This is a genomic window from Streptomyces sp. NPDC002403 (assembly GCF_053593015.1).
In genome coordinates this window covers 26669-42846 of record NZ_JBSFBQ010000027.1, presented here as the reverse complement: position 1 = coordinate 42846, position 16178 = coordinate 26669, and the positions used below count along the sequence as shown (strand labels likewise).

The window sequence follows — 16178 nt, the reverse complement described above, 5'->3', positions numbered from 1 at the left end:
ACCCCCCACTGACACTGAGGAAGAAACGATGCGCGCACGCAAGCTCACCTTCGCCGCCCTGGCCGTTGTCGCCGGTCTCTCGCTCACGGCCTGCCAGGACGGCGAGGACGACCTGGGACAGACCGCCCCGTCGTCCGCGTCCTCCGCGGCATCCGCGAGCGGCGGCTCGGGCTCGGGCGGTACGGACCAGGACGGCGGCAAGGACTCCGCCGGAAAGGGATCCGGCGGGCAGGGCACGGCCGCCGGGACCGGGGCCGGCGGGAACAGCAGGATCGGCAAGTGCCGCACCGACGACCTGGACATCACCGCGTCGGACAGCACCATCGACGGCGACACCGAGGGCACCGTCGCGGTGGAGTTCAAGAACAACGGCGGCCGGGACTGCGTGCTCTCCGGGTACGCGGGCGTCGACCTGAAGACCAGCGCGGGGTCGCTGTCCGCGGAGCGCACCGGTGAGAAGGCCACTCCGATGACCCTCAAGGACGGGAAGTCGGTGTACTTCGGCATCAACTACCCGCTCAACACGTCGGGTGGCTCCGGCGTCCGCATCACGGCCCTGGTGGTGACCCCGCCGGACGAGACGAAGTCGTTCTCCGTCGAATGGCCGGGCGCCGCCACCCTGCCCGTCACGGACGGCTCCGGCTCCCAGGTGAAGGTCGGCCCCATGGGGAGCGCCGGTCAGGGCGAGGGCTGACCCGGACACCGGGGGGAGTCCGTCAAACGCTCTACGGTATGAGCGGCCGGGCGGGCGGCGCCGTGCTCCGGCCGCGCGCGGGGCGGCGGAAGACGAACGCCGCCGCCACGCCCGCCGCCAGCCCGAACAGATGCCCCTGCCAGCTGACCGAGGTGTTGGCGGGGGAGAGCCCCACCAGGATCGACGAGCCCCATATCGCGCCGACCACCAGACCGGCGGCGATGTCGAGCGCCCTGCGGTCCACGAACCCCCGGACGAGCAGATAGCCGAAGAGGCCGAAGACCAGCCCGGACGCGCCCGCCGTGTTGGAACCGTCCGGTGAGACCAGCCAGACGCCGAGCCCGTCGACCACGATGATCATCGCGGCCACGGCGGCGAATCTGCGGACGCCGCTCAGCGCCGCCAGGAAGCCGAAGACCAGCAGCGGCACGCTGTTGGAGGAGACGTGGCCGAAGCCGAAGTGGACGAAGGACGCGGGCACCACGTCCAGCAGCTCCCCGGCCCGGCGGGGCTCGATCCCGAACGAGTCCAGCGCATGGCCGGTCGCGGCGTCGACGCCTTCGAGCAGCCAGAGGAACGCCACCCAGCCGAGCATCAGCCCGGCCGCGGTCTTCGCGCGGTCGCCCGCGGTCCACGCCGGCGCGGACCGGTCCCACGACGCGGCCATCGTGCCCCCCTGTCGTCCCCTGTCGTTCCTTGCGGTTGCCCGCCGTTCCTGTTCCCACCCCTGGAACGCCCGAGGCACCTTACTCAGTTCCGGTTCCCTGCCGCCGGATAGGCTCAGGAGTGTGGATTCCGGGACTTCAGTGACTCAGCACCAGCGGCAGCCTTGGATTGTCGGGGTTTCAGGCGCTTCGGGCACCCCATTCGCCGCCGCCGTGCTGCGCGGTCTGCTGGAAGCGGGGGAGAGCGTCGATCTGGTGGTGAGCCGGGCCTCGCGGCTGACGCTGCTGGACGAGACCGGGATCGCGTTCCGCGACGGGCACTGGCAGGAGGACCTGCGCAGCTGGCTGGCGCGCGGGGCGGACGGGAAACCGCACACCTTCGACGTGGACATCGAGGGCGTACGGCACTGGGCGGCCGGTGATCTGGGAGCGGGCCCGTCCTCGGGGTCGTACCCGGCGAAGGGGATGCTGATCGTCCCGGCCTCGACGGCCTGTGTGGCCGGAGTGGCGCTCGGGCTCTCGAAGGATCTGCTCCAGCGGGCCGCGAGCGTGACGCTCAAGGAGCGGCGGAAGCTGGTCGTCGCGGTGCGGGAGACCCCGCTGAACGGGCAGACGCTGAAGCATCTGGTGAGCCTGGACGAGGCGGGCGCCGTGGTGCTGCCCGCCTCTCCGGCGTTCTACGCGGGGGCGACGCACATCCAGGATCTGGTGGACTTCGTCGCCGGGCGGGTACTGGACGCGGCGGGCGTGCCGCACGACCTGTACCGCCGGTGGGAGGGAGAGCTCGGTGGCGGCTCCCGTGACTCCCGTGGCTGAGCCCGGTGTCAGCGCTTCTTCATGGCGCGCGGCTTGCGGGTCCGGTCGACCCGGTGCGCGGCGGCGGGCTGGTGGGCACGCGAGCGGTTGGCCAGGTCCTGCAGCTCGCGCATTCGGGCGTAGGCCATCTCGATCGTGTACACGGTGTTCTCACTCCTGAAGATTCGAAAGCATTTTTTGGATGTTCGGAAAGATTTACAGGCGATGAAGCCTGCATGCCTTAGATTCTACACGTAGACTCGCGATACTGCTGAACAATGGAAGGTTTCAGTCACATGGACGCGGTGGACAGGCAGCTCATCCAGGCCCTCAGGGAGAACGGCAGGGCCTCGTACGCCGAGCTGGGACGGCTCGTCGGGCTCTCCGGGCCCAGCGTCACCGACCGCATCAACCGGCTGGAAAGCGCCGGTGTCATCACCGGCTACCGCGCCACCGTCGACGCCGCCTCCCTGGGGCTCGGGGTCACGGCCCTGATCGGCATCTCGCTGTCCGACGCGGCCGATCACGAGGACGTCGCCCGCCGGCTGAAGGACCTCGCGGAGATCGAGGACGCCTGGTTCATCGCGGGCGACGACTCGTACATGCTCAAGGTGCGCGTCGGTGACGTGGACGGCCTGGAGAAGACCATCCGCCGGCTCAGCGGCACGAGGGGTGTCTCGCGCACGCGCACCACGATCGTGCTCTCCACCAAGTGGGAGAACCGGGTCGGAGAACTTCCCGACGAGGCGTAGGCGTACCGTGGTGGGGCCCCCGGGGTGACCGGGGGTTTCACCCGGTATCACCGGCACCGGGAAACGCACAGCACGTCGACAACTGGGAGGCAGCCGCATGGACGTCGGGCTCAAGCGCGAGCTGGAGGAGAAGGTCCGCGCAGGGGAGCGGCTGACCCGTGAGGACGGCATCGCCCTCTACGAGTCGGACGACCTGGCCTGGCTCGGCGGCCTCGCCCACGAGGTGCGCACGCGCAAGAACGGCGACGTCGTGCACTTCAACGTCAACCGGCACCTCAACATGACCAATGTGTGCACCGCGTCGTGCGCCTACTGCTCGTTCCAGCGCAAGCCGGGCGAGAAGGACGCGTACACCATGCGCATCGAGGAGGCCGTCCGCCTCGCGAAGGCGATGGAGGGCGAGAACCTCACCGAGCTGCACATCGTCAACGGGCTGCACCCCACCCTGCCGTGGCGTTACTACCCGCGCTCGCTGAGCGCGCTGAAGGAGGCCCTGCCGCAGGTCTCCCTCAAGGCGTTCACCGCCACCGAGATCCACCACTTCGAGACCATCTCCGGGCTCTCGGCCTCCGAGATCCTGGACGAGCTGATCGAGGCCGGCCTGGAGTCGCTGACCGGCGGCGGCGCGGAGATCTTCGACTGGGAGGTCCGCCAGCACATCGTGGACCACGCCACCCACTGGGAGGACTGGTCGCGGATCCACCGCCTGGCGCACGAGAAGGGGCTCAAGACCCCGGCGACCATGCTGTACGGGCACATCGAGGAGCCCCGGCACCGCGTCGACCACGTGCTGCGGCTGCGTGAGCTCCAGGACGAGACCGGCGGCTTCCAGGTCTTCATCCCGCTGCGCTACCAGCACGACTTCGTGGACATGAAGGACGGCAAGGTCCGCAACAAGCTCCAGGCGCGGACGACCATGGCGACCGGTGCCGAGGCGCTGAAGACCTTCGCGGTCTCGCGGCTGCTCTTCGACAACGTCCCGCACGTCAAGGTCTTCTGGGTGATGCACGGTGTGCAGACCGCCCAGCTCGCGCTCCAGCACGGCGCGGACGACATGGACGGCTCGGTCGTCGAGTACAAGATCACGCACGATGCGGACAACTACGGCACGCCGAACAAACTCGGCCGCGAGGATCTGCTGGACCTGATCCGCGACGCGGGCTTCCGGCCCGTCGAGCGCAACACCCGGTACGAGATCATCCGCGAGTACCCGGGCCCGGACGCCGGGCGGCGCGAGTCGCCGCAGCCGATGCGCGTCTGATCCTCCGGTCACCAGCAGTCCGGACGTGGAAAGCCCCGGCCTTCGGCCGGGGCTTTCTCGCGTACCGGACATGGCTTGAGACCAGAGGGCTGTAATAGCTAATCTGCCGCTATGGCACTTACATTCGAGCTGGATCCGACGTTCGACCGCACCCTGCGGGACGGCATCGCCGAACTGTGGGCCGATGTCTCCAACGCGGGCGGCGCGGTCGGCTTCGTGCCGCCCGTCACCATCGAGGACATACGGCCCGAGCTGGTCAAGCACCTGGTCGCCATGGCCGAGGGGCGCACCCGCCTGCTGATCGGCCGCGACGAGGACGGCGCCGTCGCGGCCACGGCCTTCCTCACCCTCAACACCCACCGGCTGATGGCGCACTGGCTCTGGCTGTACACGGTGATGGTCCACCCCCGCCACCAGGGCAAGGGCTACGGGCGCGATCTGATGGACGCCGCGGCGCGGGCCGCCCGCGGGATCGAGGGGATCGAGGCCGTCCGGCTCACCTGCCGCGGCGGCACCGGCGTGGACCGCTTCTACGCCTCGTGCGGATACAAGGAGGTCGGGCGGGTGCCCGACGCGATCCGGGTGGCCGACGGCGACGACCGCGACGACATCATCATGCTGCTGCCGCTCGGTCTCTGAGATGCGCCCGCCCCCATTGGCGGAGCCCTCCGAACTGATCGATTCCGGGGCATGCTTCACTGGTCGGGCAGGATCGAAGGACCGTCATACGTTGAGAGAGAGGCCAACTGTGTCCGCTGCCAAGCCGAGCGCGACCATTCGGTACACCGCGATGCGCCTCAGCATCTTCGTCGGCTGCTTCGCCGTCGCGGCCGTGGCCGTCCACTTCGGTCTGCTGCCCTCCGGGACGAACGGCTCCAATCTCGTCTGGGTGATTCTGCTCGCCCTGGTCCTGTCCGCGCCGCTCAGCTATGTGCTGCTGCGCAAGCAGCGCGACGAGATGTCCGAGCAGATCGTGTCCACGGTCGACCGCGCCAAGGAACGCCTCGAGGCGAACCGCACCCGCGAGGACCACGTCACCCCGTGACGGTGGCGACGGCGTGAGGGCTGCGTAAGGACTACGTAAGCTTCCTCACACCCGCAGAGTTTTCCATCGAAACCCCAGCGCCGGAGCGCCCGCTCCTGTACTGGGGTTTTGTCGTTCCCGCAGGCGTCCGGGGCGGTCCGGGGCGGCCCGGGGAGCGATGACGGCGGTGCCGCGGGCCCATCCGGGTCAAAGAAGAGCTTTGAGCTTCTCAAAGTTCAAGTGTTAACGTGTTCGACATGAAGACAGCAGTGCGCCATCGACACGCCGCGAGCGTCCCGCTCGTGGAGCGCCTGCATGTCGACCTCTGCCGCTGTATGTCCGCGGTCTGTTGCCGCAAGGTCTGAACGGCACCATGCAGCGGCGCCGCCCCTGACGCGGGCGCCGCACCCCCCGTCCCCCCCGCACAGTCGTCCCCGTGCGCCCCGATGCGTCACATCTGGAGTGTGTCCGTGTCCGCGAATCCCGCGTCCACCGCTGCCGACAGTCCGTCCGGCTCCGGTTTCCGTATACCCAAGGTCCCGTTCTGGGCCCAGATCGTCGCCGGTCTCGTCCTCGGTGTCGTACTCGGCTGGCTCACGCGTACGTACGACATCGGCTGGCTCTACACCACGCTCGACAAGGTCGGCCACATCTTCGTCCAGCTGCTGAAGCTGGCCGTCGCGCCCCTCGTCTTCTTCGCGATCCTGGTGTCGATCACCAACCTGCGCAAGGTCAACAACGCCGCCCGGCTGGCCACCCGCACCCTGCTCTGGTTCATGATCACCTCGCTGATCGCGGTCGCGATCGGCCTCGCGATCGGCCTGGTCACCAACCCGGGCTCCGGAACGGGCCTCACGCCGAAGGACGGCAAGCTGCCGGAGCACGCGGGCTCCTGGCTCGACTTCCTCACCGGCATCATCCCGGACAACGTGATCACGCCGTTCACCGAGCTGAACGTGCTCCAGATCGTCTTCATGGCCGCCGTCGCCGGTATCGCCGCGCTCCAGCTCGGCGAGAAGGCCCAGCCGATCCTCACCCTCAGCGAGTCCGTCCTGGAGCTTCTCCAGAAGGCCCTGTGGTGGGTCATCCGCCTCGCCCCCATCGGCACCGTCGGCCTCATCGGCTACGCGATCGCCGACTACGGCTGGGACCTGATCGGCAAGTACGCGACGTTCACCGCCGACGTCTACATCGGCTGCGCCCTGGTGCTGTTCGGCGTGTACCCGCTGCTGCTCGCCACCGTCGCCAAGCTCAGCCCGGTGCAGTTCTTCAAGGGTGCCTGGCCGGCCATCCAGCTGGCCTTCGTCTCCCGCTCCTCGGTCGGCACCATGCCGGTCACCCAGAAGGTCACCGAACGCCTCGGCGTCCCGAAGGAGTACGCCTCCTTCTCCGTCCCGTTCGGCGCCACCACCAAGATGGACGGCTGCGCCGCGATCTACCCGGCGCTGGCGGCGATCTTCATCGCGCAGATCTTCGACGTGCAGCTCGGCGTCGGTGACTACATCCTGATCGCGTTCGTCTCGGTGATCGGTTCGGCGGCCACCGCCGGTCTCACCGGTGCGACGGTCATGCTGACCCTCACCCTGTCCACGCTGGGCCTCCCGCTGGAGGGCGTCGGTCTGCTGATGGCCATCGACCCGATCCTGGACATGATGCGGACGGCCACGAACGTGGCCGGTCAGGCGCTGGTCCCGGTGATCGTCTCGGCCCGCGAGAAGATCCTCGACCACGACGCGTACAACTCGGCCTCCTCCTCCCCGGTCGACGACGAGGTGCGCGACACCGAGCCGGAGCGGGTGCCGGTCGCCGCGTAACCGCTCGTCGCACGACACACGCCGGCGCCCCCGGTCCACCGCCTTCGGGCAGGACCGGGGGCGCCGCCGCGTACGACGGGGCCGAACCCCGCGCCGTACCCTTACCGGGGAGTGGCACACCGGGGGCGGGAGGAAGTCGACGTGGGTGCTGTGAAGAGCAAACGGATGCCTCGGGCCGTGCGTGAGCAGCAGATGATGGACGCGGCCGTGCGGACCTTCGGGCAGCGTGGGTACCGGGCCGCCTCGATGGATGAGATCGCCGAGCTGGCGGGGGTGTCCAAGCCGCTGGTCTATCTGTATCTGAACTCCAAGGAGGAGCTCTTCACCGCCTGTATCCGGCGCGAGGCGAAAGCGCTGGTCGAAGCGGTGCGGGCGGGGGCGGAACCGGGGTTGCCGGCCGATCGGCAACTGTGGTCCGGGCTGCGGGCGTTCTTCACGCACACGGCGGAGCACCCGGACGGGTGGGCGGTGCTGCACCGCCAGGCCCGTACGCACGGCGAGCCCTTCGCCACCGAGGTGATGGCGATGCGGGACGAGATCGTTGCTTTCGTGACGGAGCTGATCGGGGCCGCGGCCCGCGAGGCGCACCACGATCCGGCGCTGCCCGACCGCGATGTGTCGGGGCTCGCGCAGGCGCTCGTGGGCGCCGCGGAGTCGCTCGCCGGGTGGGCGAACGAGACCCCGGGCGTCTCGGCGAAGGAGGCCGCGGCCACCTTGATGAACTTCTCCTGGGCGGGGCTGGAGAACCTCATGAACGGCCGTCCCTGGCAGCCGACGGGCCCGTCCGCCCGGTGAGGTGGACGCGGCCGTCGCCGCGCAGCTGGAAGCCGGTGGCGTCCGCCGCGTAGGTGACGGTGGCGGGCAGCAGGACCGGGGCCCTGAAGTCGGCCCGCACCCGCTGGATCTCCTCGGGGCACGGTGCCTCGGCCAGGCAGCGGGCGACGGTCCACATGCCGTGGGCGATGGCGCGGGGGAAGCCGAAGAGCCGGGCGGTGAGCGGGTGGAGGTGGATGGGGTTCCGGTCGCCCGAGGCGGCGCCGTATCGCCGGCCCAGATCGCCGGGCAGCTGCCACTCGGCGACGGCGGGGAGCTCCGGGACCGGGGCGGTGTCCCCCGGGGCGGGGGCCGTGTCCGTGGTGTGCCGGGAGAGGTAGCCGCTGCGGGACTCCCAGACAGGCTCGCCCGACAGCCGTGCCTCGGTGACCATCGTGACCTCGGTGCCGCGCCGGTGCGGCGTCAACGCCTCGGCGTACACGGTGAGTTCGAGCGGGTCGGTGGGGTGCAGGGGGTGGTGCCGGGTGATCTCGATCCAGGTGTGGACGAGGCCGACGACCGGCAGCGGGAACCTCCGGGCGGTCATCAGCCGCATGGTGGCCGGGAAACCCAGTACGTGCGGGTAGGTGAGCGGCAGCGGTCCCTGGTCGGGGTAGCCGCAGATCCGGCGGTACGCGGCGAGCGGGGCGGCGGCGATCGGCGCGGCCGGGAGCACGACCCGGTCGGCGGGCAGGGTGGCGCCCGGCCGGCCGGCCCGCTTGAACGGGGACGTGACAGCTGCCCGTACGAGTGACACGTTCGGATTCGGCACCGGGTCACGCCCCCAGCAGGCTCTGGCCGCAGACGCGTACGACCTGGCCGTTGACGGCCGTCGAGGCGGGCTGGGCGAACCAGGCGGTCGTCTCGGCCACGTCGACCGGGAGACCGCCCTGCGAGAGGGAGTTCATCCGGCGGCCCGCCTCCCGGATGAAGAGGGGGACGGCCGCGGTCATCTTCGTCTCGATGAAGCCGGGGGCCACCGCGTTGACCGTGACGCCGTGGTCGGCGGCGGCGCGCGGGGCCAGCGAGCGGACCAGTCCGACGATGCCCGCCTTGCTCGCCGCGTAGTTCGTCTGGCCGTTGTTGCCCGCGAGGCCGGCGATGGACGCGGTGGCGACGATCCGGCCGCCGCGGTTGACGGTGCCCGCCGCCAGCAGCGCGTCCGTGGTGCGCAGCACGCTGTCGAGGTTGACGTCGAGGACCGGGGCCCAGCGGTCCGCCGGCATGTTGGCGAGGCGGCGGTCGCGGGTGATGCCCGCGTTGTGGACGAGGACGTCGAGGCCGTCGGCGGCCGCGGCGGCGATCCGTGCCGCCGCGTCGTCGGCGGTGATGTCCAGCGGCAGCGCGGTGGCGCCGAGCCGGTCGGCGGTACGGGCCAGCTCGTCCCCCGCCTGCGGGACGTCCAGGCAGACGACCCGGGCGCCGTCCCGGACCAGCACCTCGGCGACCGAGGAGCCGATGCCGCGCGCCGCGCCGGTGACCAGCGCGGTGCGCCCGGCGAGCGGTGCGGCCCAGTCGGCGACGGGGCCGGGCGCGGCGGCGGTCAGCTCGATCACCTGGCCGCTGATGTACGCGGAGCGGGGTGAGAGCAGGAAGCGCAGGGTGGATTCGGCGCCGGCGACGCCTTCCGGTGCGATGCGGAGCAGCTGTACGGTGGCGCCCCTGCCGATCTCCTTGCCCAGTGAGCGTACGAACCCTTCCAGTGCCTGCTGGGCGGCGGCCTGGTGGTGGTCGTCGGCGGACGGCCGCACCCCCAGCACCACGACGCGCCCGCCCGGCGCCAGGGAACGGACCACCGGGTGCAGCGCGGCGTGGACAGCGGCGAGGCCGCCGGGGGTGTCGACGGCCGTCGCGTCCAGCACGATCCCGGCGGGCCGGTCGGCGCGTGCGGTGACGTCGAGGCCGGTGGCCGCGAGGAGCGTGCCGAGCTCCTTCGTGACCGCGGAGTCCCCGGCGGTGAGGTGCAGCAGCGGGCCGTCCAGCGTCGGGGTCGCCGGCGACCAGCGACGCAGCGGGGCGGGCTGCGGGAGCCCGAGCCGCCGGGTCAGGAAACGGCCGGGTGCTGTGCCGGTGAAGTGCAGATAGCGGTCGGCCATTGTCCAGACTCCCTGCTCGGTCGTAGATTTACTCTGGAGTAAGGTTACTCAAGAGTCAGGAGCTGGTCGAGATGATCCCCCTCGAACTCCCGCAGCCCCGCAGGGTCGCGGTCATCGGCGGCAGCCGCGTCCCGTTCGCGCGCTCCGACGGCCCGTACGCGCAGGCCTCCAACCAACAGCTGCTCACGGCCGCCCTGGACGGTCTGGTCGAGCGGTTCGGACTCCGGGGGGAGCGGGTCGGCGAGTTCGCCGCGGGCGCCGTGCTCAAGCACAGCCGCGACTTCAACCTGGCCCGCGAGACCGTGCTCGGCTCGGCACTCGACCCGCGCACCCCCGCGTACGACGTCCAACAGGCCTGCGGCACCGGCCTCCAGGCGGTCGTCGCCGCGGCGAACAAGATCATGCTCGGGGCGATCGACTCGGCGGTCGCGGGCGGCACCGACACCACGAGCGACGCGCCCCTCGGGGTCAACGACGAGCTGCGCAGGCTGCTGCTCGGCGCCCGGCGGGCCAAGTCGACGGGCGCCAGGATCAAGGCACTCGCGGGCGTACGTCCCCGGCACCTCGTCCCGGACATCCCGCGCAACGCGGAACCCCGCACCGGTCTCTCGATGGGCGAGCACGCGGCGGTCACCGCCCGCCGGTGGGGCATCACCCGCGAGGACCAGGACCTGCTCGCGGCCACCAGTCACCAGCGGCTCGCGGCGGCGTACGAGCGCGGCTTCCTGGACGACCTCGTCGTCCCCTTCCGGGGCCTGACCCGCGACCAGAACCTCCGCCCCGGCTCCACGGCCCGGAAGCTCGCCGCGCTGAAGCCGGTGTTCGGCACCGACCACCCCGACGCGACGATGACCGCGGGCAACTCCACCCCGCTCACCGACGGCGCCGCGACCGTCCTGCTGGCGAGCGAGGAGTGGGCCCGCGCGCACGGCCTGGAGCCGCTCGCCTTTCTCTCCCTGTACGAGACGGCGGCCGTCGACTACGTGAACGGCGACGACGGACTCCTGATGGCGCCCGCGTACGCCGTGCCGCGCATGCTGGAGCGCGCCGGGCTCACCATCGAGGACTTCGACCTGTTCGAGATCCACGAGGCCTTCGCCTCCCAGGTGCTGGCCACCCTCGCGGCCTGGGAGGAGCAGGGTCTCGCGCCCGTCGACCGGGACCGGCTCAATGTCGCGGGCTCCTCACTCGCCACCGGCCACCCGTTCGCCGCGACCGGCGCCCGGATCGTCGCCACCCTCGCGAAGCTCCTGGCGGAGCGGGACGCGCCGGGCAGGGGCCTGATCTCGATCTGCGCGGCGGGCGGCCAGGGCGTCACGGCCATCCTCGAACGCCCCTGACACCCCTGATGCCTCCGGCATCTCCGGCGTCCACCGCACCCCTGACGCCTCGGACGAACCGGCCGCCGGACGGACCCGGCGAGATCACCCGATCCCACGTTGAGGAGCCGCACGTGTCCACGTCACCCACCGCCCCAGCCGCCCCCGTCCTCGTCGAGCCGACCAGGTCCAGGGCCGCGGACGGCTCGGTGCGGCAGGTCTCCGTACCGCCCGCCGCACCGCCCGTTCGCCGCGGCTCGCTCGCCGAGATCCCGTTCGACAACGCCCGCGAGGCCCCCGCCGACGCCGTGCTCAGCCGCAAACGGCCGGACGGCGGCTGGCAGGACGTGACGGCGGCGGAGTTCGCCGACGAGGTGCTCGCCGTCGCCAAGGGCCTGATCGCGGAGGGCCTCGCCGCAGGCGACCGGATCGCGATCATGGCCCGGACCACCTACGAGTGGACCCTGCTCGACTTCGCGGCCTGGGCCGCCGGGCTGGTCACCGTCCCCATCTACCCGACCTCCTCCGCCTTCCAGGCCCGCTGGATACTCCAGGACTCCGGCGCCGTCGCGTGCGCCGTGGAGACCGCGGACCAGGGACGGCTGATCAGCCAGGAGCGCAAGCAGCTCGGCCATCTCGTCCACCTGTGGCAGTTCGACACGGGCGCGCTCGGCCGGCTGAAGACCCTCGGCCGGGACGTCCCCGACGAGACCGTCACCGCCCGCCGGGCCACGCTGGAGCCGGAGACCCCCGCGACCCTCATCTACACCTCCGGCACCACCGGCCGGCCCAAGGGCTGCGTGCTCGGCCACGGCAACTTCTTCGCCGAGGTCGACAACGCGATCGAACTCCTCCACCCGGTCTTCAAGTCGATCAGCAAGGACCCCGCGTCCACGCTGCTCTTCCTCCCGCTCTCCCATGTCTTCGGGCGGATGGTCGCGATCGGCTGCCTGCGCGCCCGGGTCCGCCTCGGCCACGCCCCGTCCATCCGGACCGAGGACCTGCTCGCCGACCTCGCCGGTTTCCGGCCGACGTTCCTGCTGGCCATCCCGTACGTGCTGGAGAAGGTCTACAACACCGGCCGCGCCACCGCCGAGAAGATGGGCCGCGCCGCGTCGTTCGACCGTGCCGCGGTTATCGCCCAGCGGTACGGGGAGGCCGTGGAGGCCGCCGAACACGGCACCGGCCCGGGTCCGGGCCTGGGCCTGCGGGCGGCGCGCGCCCTGTACGACCCGCTGGTCTACCGCCGGATCCGCGCCGCGCTCGGCGGGCACGTCCGGTACGCGATCTGCGGCGGCTCCCCGCTGGGCCACCGGCTCGCGGCGTTCTACGCGGGCGCGGGCATCGAGATCTTCGAGGGCTACGGCCTGACCGAGACCACCGCCGCCGCCACCGTCACCCCGCCGCTCAGGCCGCGCCTGGGCACCGTCGGCTGGCCGTTGCCCGGCACCGCCGTGCGGATCGCGGACGACGGCGAGGTGCTGCTCAGCGGCGGCCAGGTGTTCCAGGGCTACTGGGACGCGGAACAGGGCCGGGCCGTGCCCGTACAGGAGGGCGGCTGGTTCGCCACCGGAGACCTGGGCGCGCTCGACGAGGACGGCTATCTCACGATCACCGGCCGCAAGAAGGACATCATCATCACCTCCGGCGGCAAGAACGTCACCCCGGCGCCCCTGGAGGACTGGCTGCGCGCCCACCCGCTGGTCGGCCAGTGCATGGTGGTCGGCGACAACCGCTCCTTCATCACCGCCCTGATCACCCTGGAGCCGGACGGGCTCGCCCACTGGCGCCGGATGAAGAAGAAGCAGCACGTACCGATACGGGAACTCGTCGACGACGACGAGCTGCGCACGGCGCTGCAACGCGCCGTCGACGAGGCCAACCGGCTGGTCTCCCGCGCGGAGTCGATCCGCAGATTCGCCGTCCTGCCCGTGGACTTCACCGAGGAGAGCGGCCATCTGACGCCCTCGCTGAAACTGAAACGGGACGCGATCGCGCGGGACTTCGGGGAGGAGATCGAGGCGCTGTACCGGAAGTGAGAGGCCCTAGGCTCCCCGTATGGGTGAAGCGACGGACGGCGGATCCGGCTGGGCGGCGACGCGGGCCTGGGCCGAGAGGAACCTGGCGCCGGGGGAGCGGATCGAGGGTGTGCGGCGGCTGCTCGGCGGATGGAGCTCGCAGATGCGGCGGCTGGACATCTCCGGTCCGCGGGGCGGGCGTTCGCTGGTCCTGCGGTCCTTCGTCAAGCCGTTCTACGTGCGCCACGCACCGGGGCTGCTCACCCGCGAGGCGGACGTCCTGCGGCTGCTGGACGGTACGGACGTCCCGGCGGCGCGGTGCGTGGCCGTCGACGCCCGGGGCGAACGCTGCGACCATCCCTCGCTGTTGATGACCCTGCTGCCCGGCGAGGTGCGGGTCGAGGACGCGGGGGCGGAGCTGCGCATCGGGCTGCTGGCCGGGCAGCTGGCGGGCATTCACGCGGTCGAGGTCACCGACGCGACCCGTCCGCGCGCCTACGAGGCGTGGACCGCGCCGGACCGGGTGCGGGTGCCCGAGGTCACCGGGCGGCCGCTGCTGTGGCGGCGGGCGGTGGACGTGATCCGGCGCGAACCTCCCGCGTACGTACCGACGTTCCTGCACCGCGACTTCCATCCGGGCAATGTGCTCTTCGCCGGCACGGGTGCGGAGTCGCGGATCAGCGGGGTCGTCGACTGGGTCGAGACCTCCTGGGGCCCGGCCGACCTGGATGTCGCGCACTGCTCGACGGCGCTGGCGCTGCTGCACGGCGTCCCGGCCGGGATGAGCTTCGCCGGGCGGTACGGGGCGGCGGGCGGGCGGACGGCCGCGAGCGCGGCGGACCACCTGTACTGGCGGCTGCTGGACGCGCTGGCCTACGCACCGGACGCGGAGAAGCTGGCGACCCCGTGGCGGGAGCTGGGACGGACCGACCTGACGCCCCCGGTACTCGCGGAGCGGCTGGAAGGCTATGTGGAGAGCCTTCTCGAACAGTTCGACCGATAGGCCTGCCGCCGACGGCCCGCGGAAGGGCGGAACGTTACTGCTGAACCGGTCGGTGAAAACGCCGGACAGCGGCCTTCCGCGCTGCCGCCCGGCAATCCCGTAGAACGTCAACACGGCGTATACGCAAGGCGTTCCGCGCTTTCCCGGGTTGCTGTTTCGGATGATCCGAAAGAAAGCGCCCGCCGTATTCCGTGCGCCGTCCGAAGGCCCCGGCGTGCGCCCGATAGGCCTCGCACGCAAGGTAAAAAGCGGCGCGTCCCGGAGTAAAGACACGGTCATGGCTGTATAGATATACGCGTCTTCGCAAGAGGACAGTCCTACGTCCCGTGCGGCTGGAATGCCGCTGCCTCTTTCGCGGGCGAGCCCGCGCGTGGTGTTCCCGCACCCGAGGCATCGGTGGCTCCGGGTCCGGCGTCGACGGAGCCCGCATCACCCGGGACGGAATCACTCGACACCCGTTCATCCATTGGTCAAGGAGAGACGCTGTGCGCTACGGAACTGCACTGAGGGAAGAAGTCCGGTCTCCGGGAACGACTCCGCTCATCGGTATTTACGACATGTACTCGGCCTCCGTCGTGGCCCGGCACTACGACGGATTCTTCGTGTCCGGATTCGGCTTCGCCGCCTCCCACTACGGGCTCCCCGACATCGGCTTCATCGCCTGGCCGGACATGGTGGCCTTCGTGGAGCGGCTGCGGCTGGCTTTCCCCTCCCACCACCTGCTGGTCGACATCGACGACGGCTATGTCGATCCCGAGGTCGCCTGCCACGTGGTGCAGCGACTGGAGCGGATCGGCGCCTCCGGCATCATCCTGGAGGACCAGAAGCGCCCCCGCAGGTGCGGTCACGCGGACGGCAAGCAGGTGCTGCCGCTGGAGGAGTACCTGGAGAAGCTCAACCTGGTGCTGGAGAGCAGGCGGGACCTGGTGGTCGTCGCGCGCACGGACGCCACGGAGGAGGCCGACATCCTGCGCCGGGCCGAGGCACTGGCCGAGACGGACGCCGACGTCGTCCTGGTCGACGGGGTGCGCAGCGTCGAGTGGATCAAGCGCATCCGGAAGGTGGTCGGTGACAAGCCGCTGCTCTTCAACCAGATCGCGGGCGGCAAGTCGCCCCGGCTCTCGCTCTCCGAACTGACCGACCTGGAGTGCCAGGTGGCCATCTACAGCACCCCCTGCCTCTTCGCCGCGCACGCGGCCATCGACAGCGCGCTGACGGATCTCAAGCGCTCCGACGGGCGGCTTCCCGAGTTCGTGCCCGCCGAGGGAATCGGGGTGCAGCGTTCGACGGAGCTGCTGGAGAAGAACATCAGCAGGCATCACCCGGCCCCCGAGCCCGTGGCCGTGACCGTCTGACGCGGACTGCGCGCCGGGTGCGGGGGAGCGCCCGGCCCGTATCCGCTCCGCCCGAACGCCGGGGCCCGTGGAGGAACCCCCACGCTCCATGGGCCCCGGCGCCACGTGAACCACAGCGAAAGAAGGACAAGGACACATGGGAATCACCTCGTCCAGGGCGCGTGCGGCCCTGGCTTCGGTCGTCCTCGGCGCGCTCTGCCAGGGCCAGTGGGCCGCGGGCGCCGCCTGGGCCGACGCCCCGGACGGCGGCATGGAGACGCACCACGGCCCCTCCGTGATCACCATCGACAACTCCAACGCCGACTCCTGGCTGGAGGTGGACCGCACGCTCAACGTGCTGGCCCCGCTCAGCAAGGGCACGGCGGGCAGCGACCACGACGGCGGCGGTGGCGCGATCGACCAGAACGTGTCGGCCTCGCAGGGCGTGGGCCTCCAGGCCGCCCCGGACGAACACGAGGACGAGGAGGAGGAGGACGAGGCGGAGGAGGCGGCGGCGAAGGCCCCCGAGAGCGCGGCGACCGGAGGGGACGACGACGAGGGCGACGCGGACTCCTGACGGCCCGGCCCGG

The 16178-nt window shown here is 71.2% G+C and carries 17 protein-coding genes; 13 read left to right on the top strand and 4 right to left on the bottom strand.

Annotated elements, in window-relative coordinates; genetic code table 11:
- Positions 1-28: 28 nt before the first annotated feature.
- Positions 29-694, top strand: coding sequence for a DUF4232 domain-containing protein (locus ACWCPY_RS26315; RefSeq protein ID WP_451268884.1), 666 nt, complete (start codon positions 29-31; stop codon positions 692-694).
- A gap of 31 nt (positions 695-725) precedes the next feature.
- On the opposite strand, the gene ACWCPY_RS26310 is transcribed toward ACWCPY_RS26315, so the two are convergent.
- Positions 726-1361: a rhomboid family intramembrane serine protease gene (locus ACWCPY_RS26310; RefSeq protein WP_451268882.1), complete on the bottom strand. Its 636-nt coding sequence runs from the start codon at positions 1359-1361 to the stop codon at positions 726-728.
- A 139-nt stretch (positions 1362-1500) separates the two neighbouring features.
- Between ACWCPY_RS26310 and ACWCPY_RS26305 the strand changes: the two genes are divergently transcribed.
- Entirely contained in the window at positions 1501-2175 is a 675-nt protein-coding gene (locus ACWCPY_RS26305; RefSeq protein WP_451268880.1) for a UbiX family flavin prenyltransferase, read from the top strand.
- A gap of 8 nt (positions 2176-2183) precedes the next feature.
- On the opposite strand, the gene ACWCPY_RS26300 is transcribed toward ACWCPY_RS26305, so the two are convergent.
- On the bottom strand, positions 2184-2318 hold the full coding sequence (locus ACWCPY_RS26300; protein WP_256260259.1) for a hypothetical protein: 135 nt from the start codon (positions 2316-2318) through the stop codon (positions 2184-2186).
- Positions 2319-2450: 132 nt separating this feature from the next.
- Here ACWCPY_RS26300 and ACWCPY_RS26295 point away from each other — a divergent pair, with 132 nt between their 5' ends.
- The 6 genes from ACWCPY_RS26295 to ACWCPY_RS26270 all read left to right on the top strand — a co-directional run bounded on the left by ACWCPY_RS26295 (position 2451) and on the right by ACWCPY_RS26270 (position 7800).
- The gene (locus tag ACWCPY_RS26295; protein ID WP_329814571.1) at positions 2451-2906 is read left to right on the top strand and encodes an Lrp/AsnC family transcriptional regulator; all 456 of its coding nucleotides are present in this window, start codon (positions 2451-2453) and stop codon (positions 2904-2906) included.
- Between the two features lie 97 nt (positions 2907-3003).
- On the top strand, positions 3004-4167 hold the full coding sequence (mqnE, locus tag ACWCPY_RS26290) for an aminofutalosine synthase MqnE (RefSeq protein WP_093540068.1): 1164 nt from the start codon (positions 3004-3006) through the stop codon (positions 4165-4167).
- 111 nt (positions 4168-4278) lie between these two features.
- A complete protein-coding gene (locus tag ACWCPY_RS26285; protein ID WP_451268877.1) occupies positions 4279-4806 on the top strand; it encodes an N-acetyltransferase family protein in 528 nt (175 codons plus the stop codon).
- A gap of 151 nt (positions 4807-4957) precedes the next feature.
- Positions 4958-5212: a DUF4229 domain-containing protein gene (locus ACWCPY_RS26280; protein WP_317866102.1), complete on the top strand. Its 255-nt coding sequence runs from the start codon at positions 4958-4960 to the stop codon at positions 5210-5212.
- 449 nt (positions 5213-5661) lie between these two features.
- Positions 5662-7005 carry a dicarboxylate/amino acid:cation symporter gene (locus ACWCPY_RS26275; RefSeq protein WP_403773165.1) on the top strand — a complete coding sequence of 448 codons (1344 nt, stop codon included), beginning with the start codon at positions 5662-5664 and terminating at the stop codon, positions 7003-7005.
- Positions 7006-7170: 165 nt separating this feature from the next.
- Entirely contained in the window at positions 7171-7800 is a 630-nt protein-coding gene (locus ACWCPY_RS26270; RefSeq protein WP_451269004.1) for a TetR/AcrR family transcriptional regulator, read from the top strand.
- Here ACWCPY_RS26270 and ACWCPY_RS26265 read toward each other — a convergent pair.
- Both ACWCPY_RS26265 and ACWCPY_RS26260 read right to left on the bottom strand, forming a co-directional pair.
- A complete protein-coding gene (locus tag ACWCPY_RS26265) occupies positions 7754-8590 on the bottom strand; it encodes a MaoC family dehydratase (protein ID WP_451268875.1) in 837 nt (278 codons plus the stop codon). The two genes, ACWCPY_RS26270 and ACWCPY_RS26265, sit on opposite strands and share 47 nt — an antisense overlap.
- A 4-nt stretch (positions 8591-8594) precedes the next feature.
- Positions 8595-9914 carry a 3-oxoacyl-ACP reductase gene (locus ACWCPY_RS26260; RefSeq protein WP_451268873.1) on the bottom strand — a complete coding sequence of 440 codons (1320 nt, stop codon included), beginning with the start codon at positions 9912-9914 and terminating at the stop codon, positions 8595-8597.
- A 71-nt stretch (positions 9915-9985) separates the two neighbouring features.
- Here ACWCPY_RS26260 and ACWCPY_RS26255 point away from each other — a divergent pair, with 71 nt between their 5' ends.
- The 5 genes from ACWCPY_RS26255 to ACWCPY_RS26235 all read left to right on the top strand — a co-directional run bounded on the left by ACWCPY_RS26255 (position 9986) and on the right by ACWCPY_RS26235 (position 16165).
- Positions 9986-11254: an acetyl-CoA C-acetyltransferase gene (locus ACWCPY_RS26255; RefSeq protein ID WP_451268871.1), complete on the top strand. Its 1269-nt coding sequence runs from the start codon at positions 9986-9988 to the stop codon at positions 11252-11254.
- Positions 11255-11367: 113 nt separating this feature from the next.
- On the top strand, positions 11368-13272 hold the full coding sequence (locus ACWCPY_RS26250) for an AMP-dependent synthetase/ligase (RefSeq protein WP_451268869.1): 1905 nt from the start codon (positions 11368-11370) through the stop codon (positions 13270-13272).
- Positions 13273-13291: 19 nt separating this feature from the next.
- A complete protein-coding gene (locus ACWCPY_RS26245; protein WP_451268867.1) occupies positions 13292-14254 on the top strand; it encodes a phosphotransferase family protein in 963 nt (320 codons plus the stop codon).
- Positions 14255-14739: 485 nt separating this feature from the next.
- The gene (locus tag ACWCPY_RS26240; protein ID WP_451268865.1) at positions 14740-15609 is read left to right on the top strand and encodes an isocitrate lyase/PEP mutase family protein; all 870 of its coding nucleotides are present in this window, start codon (positions 14740-14742) and stop codon (positions 15607-15609) included.
- Between the two features lie 136 nt (positions 15610-15745).
- Positions 15746-16165, top strand: coding sequence for a hypothetical protein (locus tag ACWCPY_RS26235; RefSeq protein WP_451268863.1), 420 nt, complete (start codon positions 15746-15748; stop codon positions 16163-16165).
- Positions 16166-16178 lie beyond the last annotated feature (13 nt).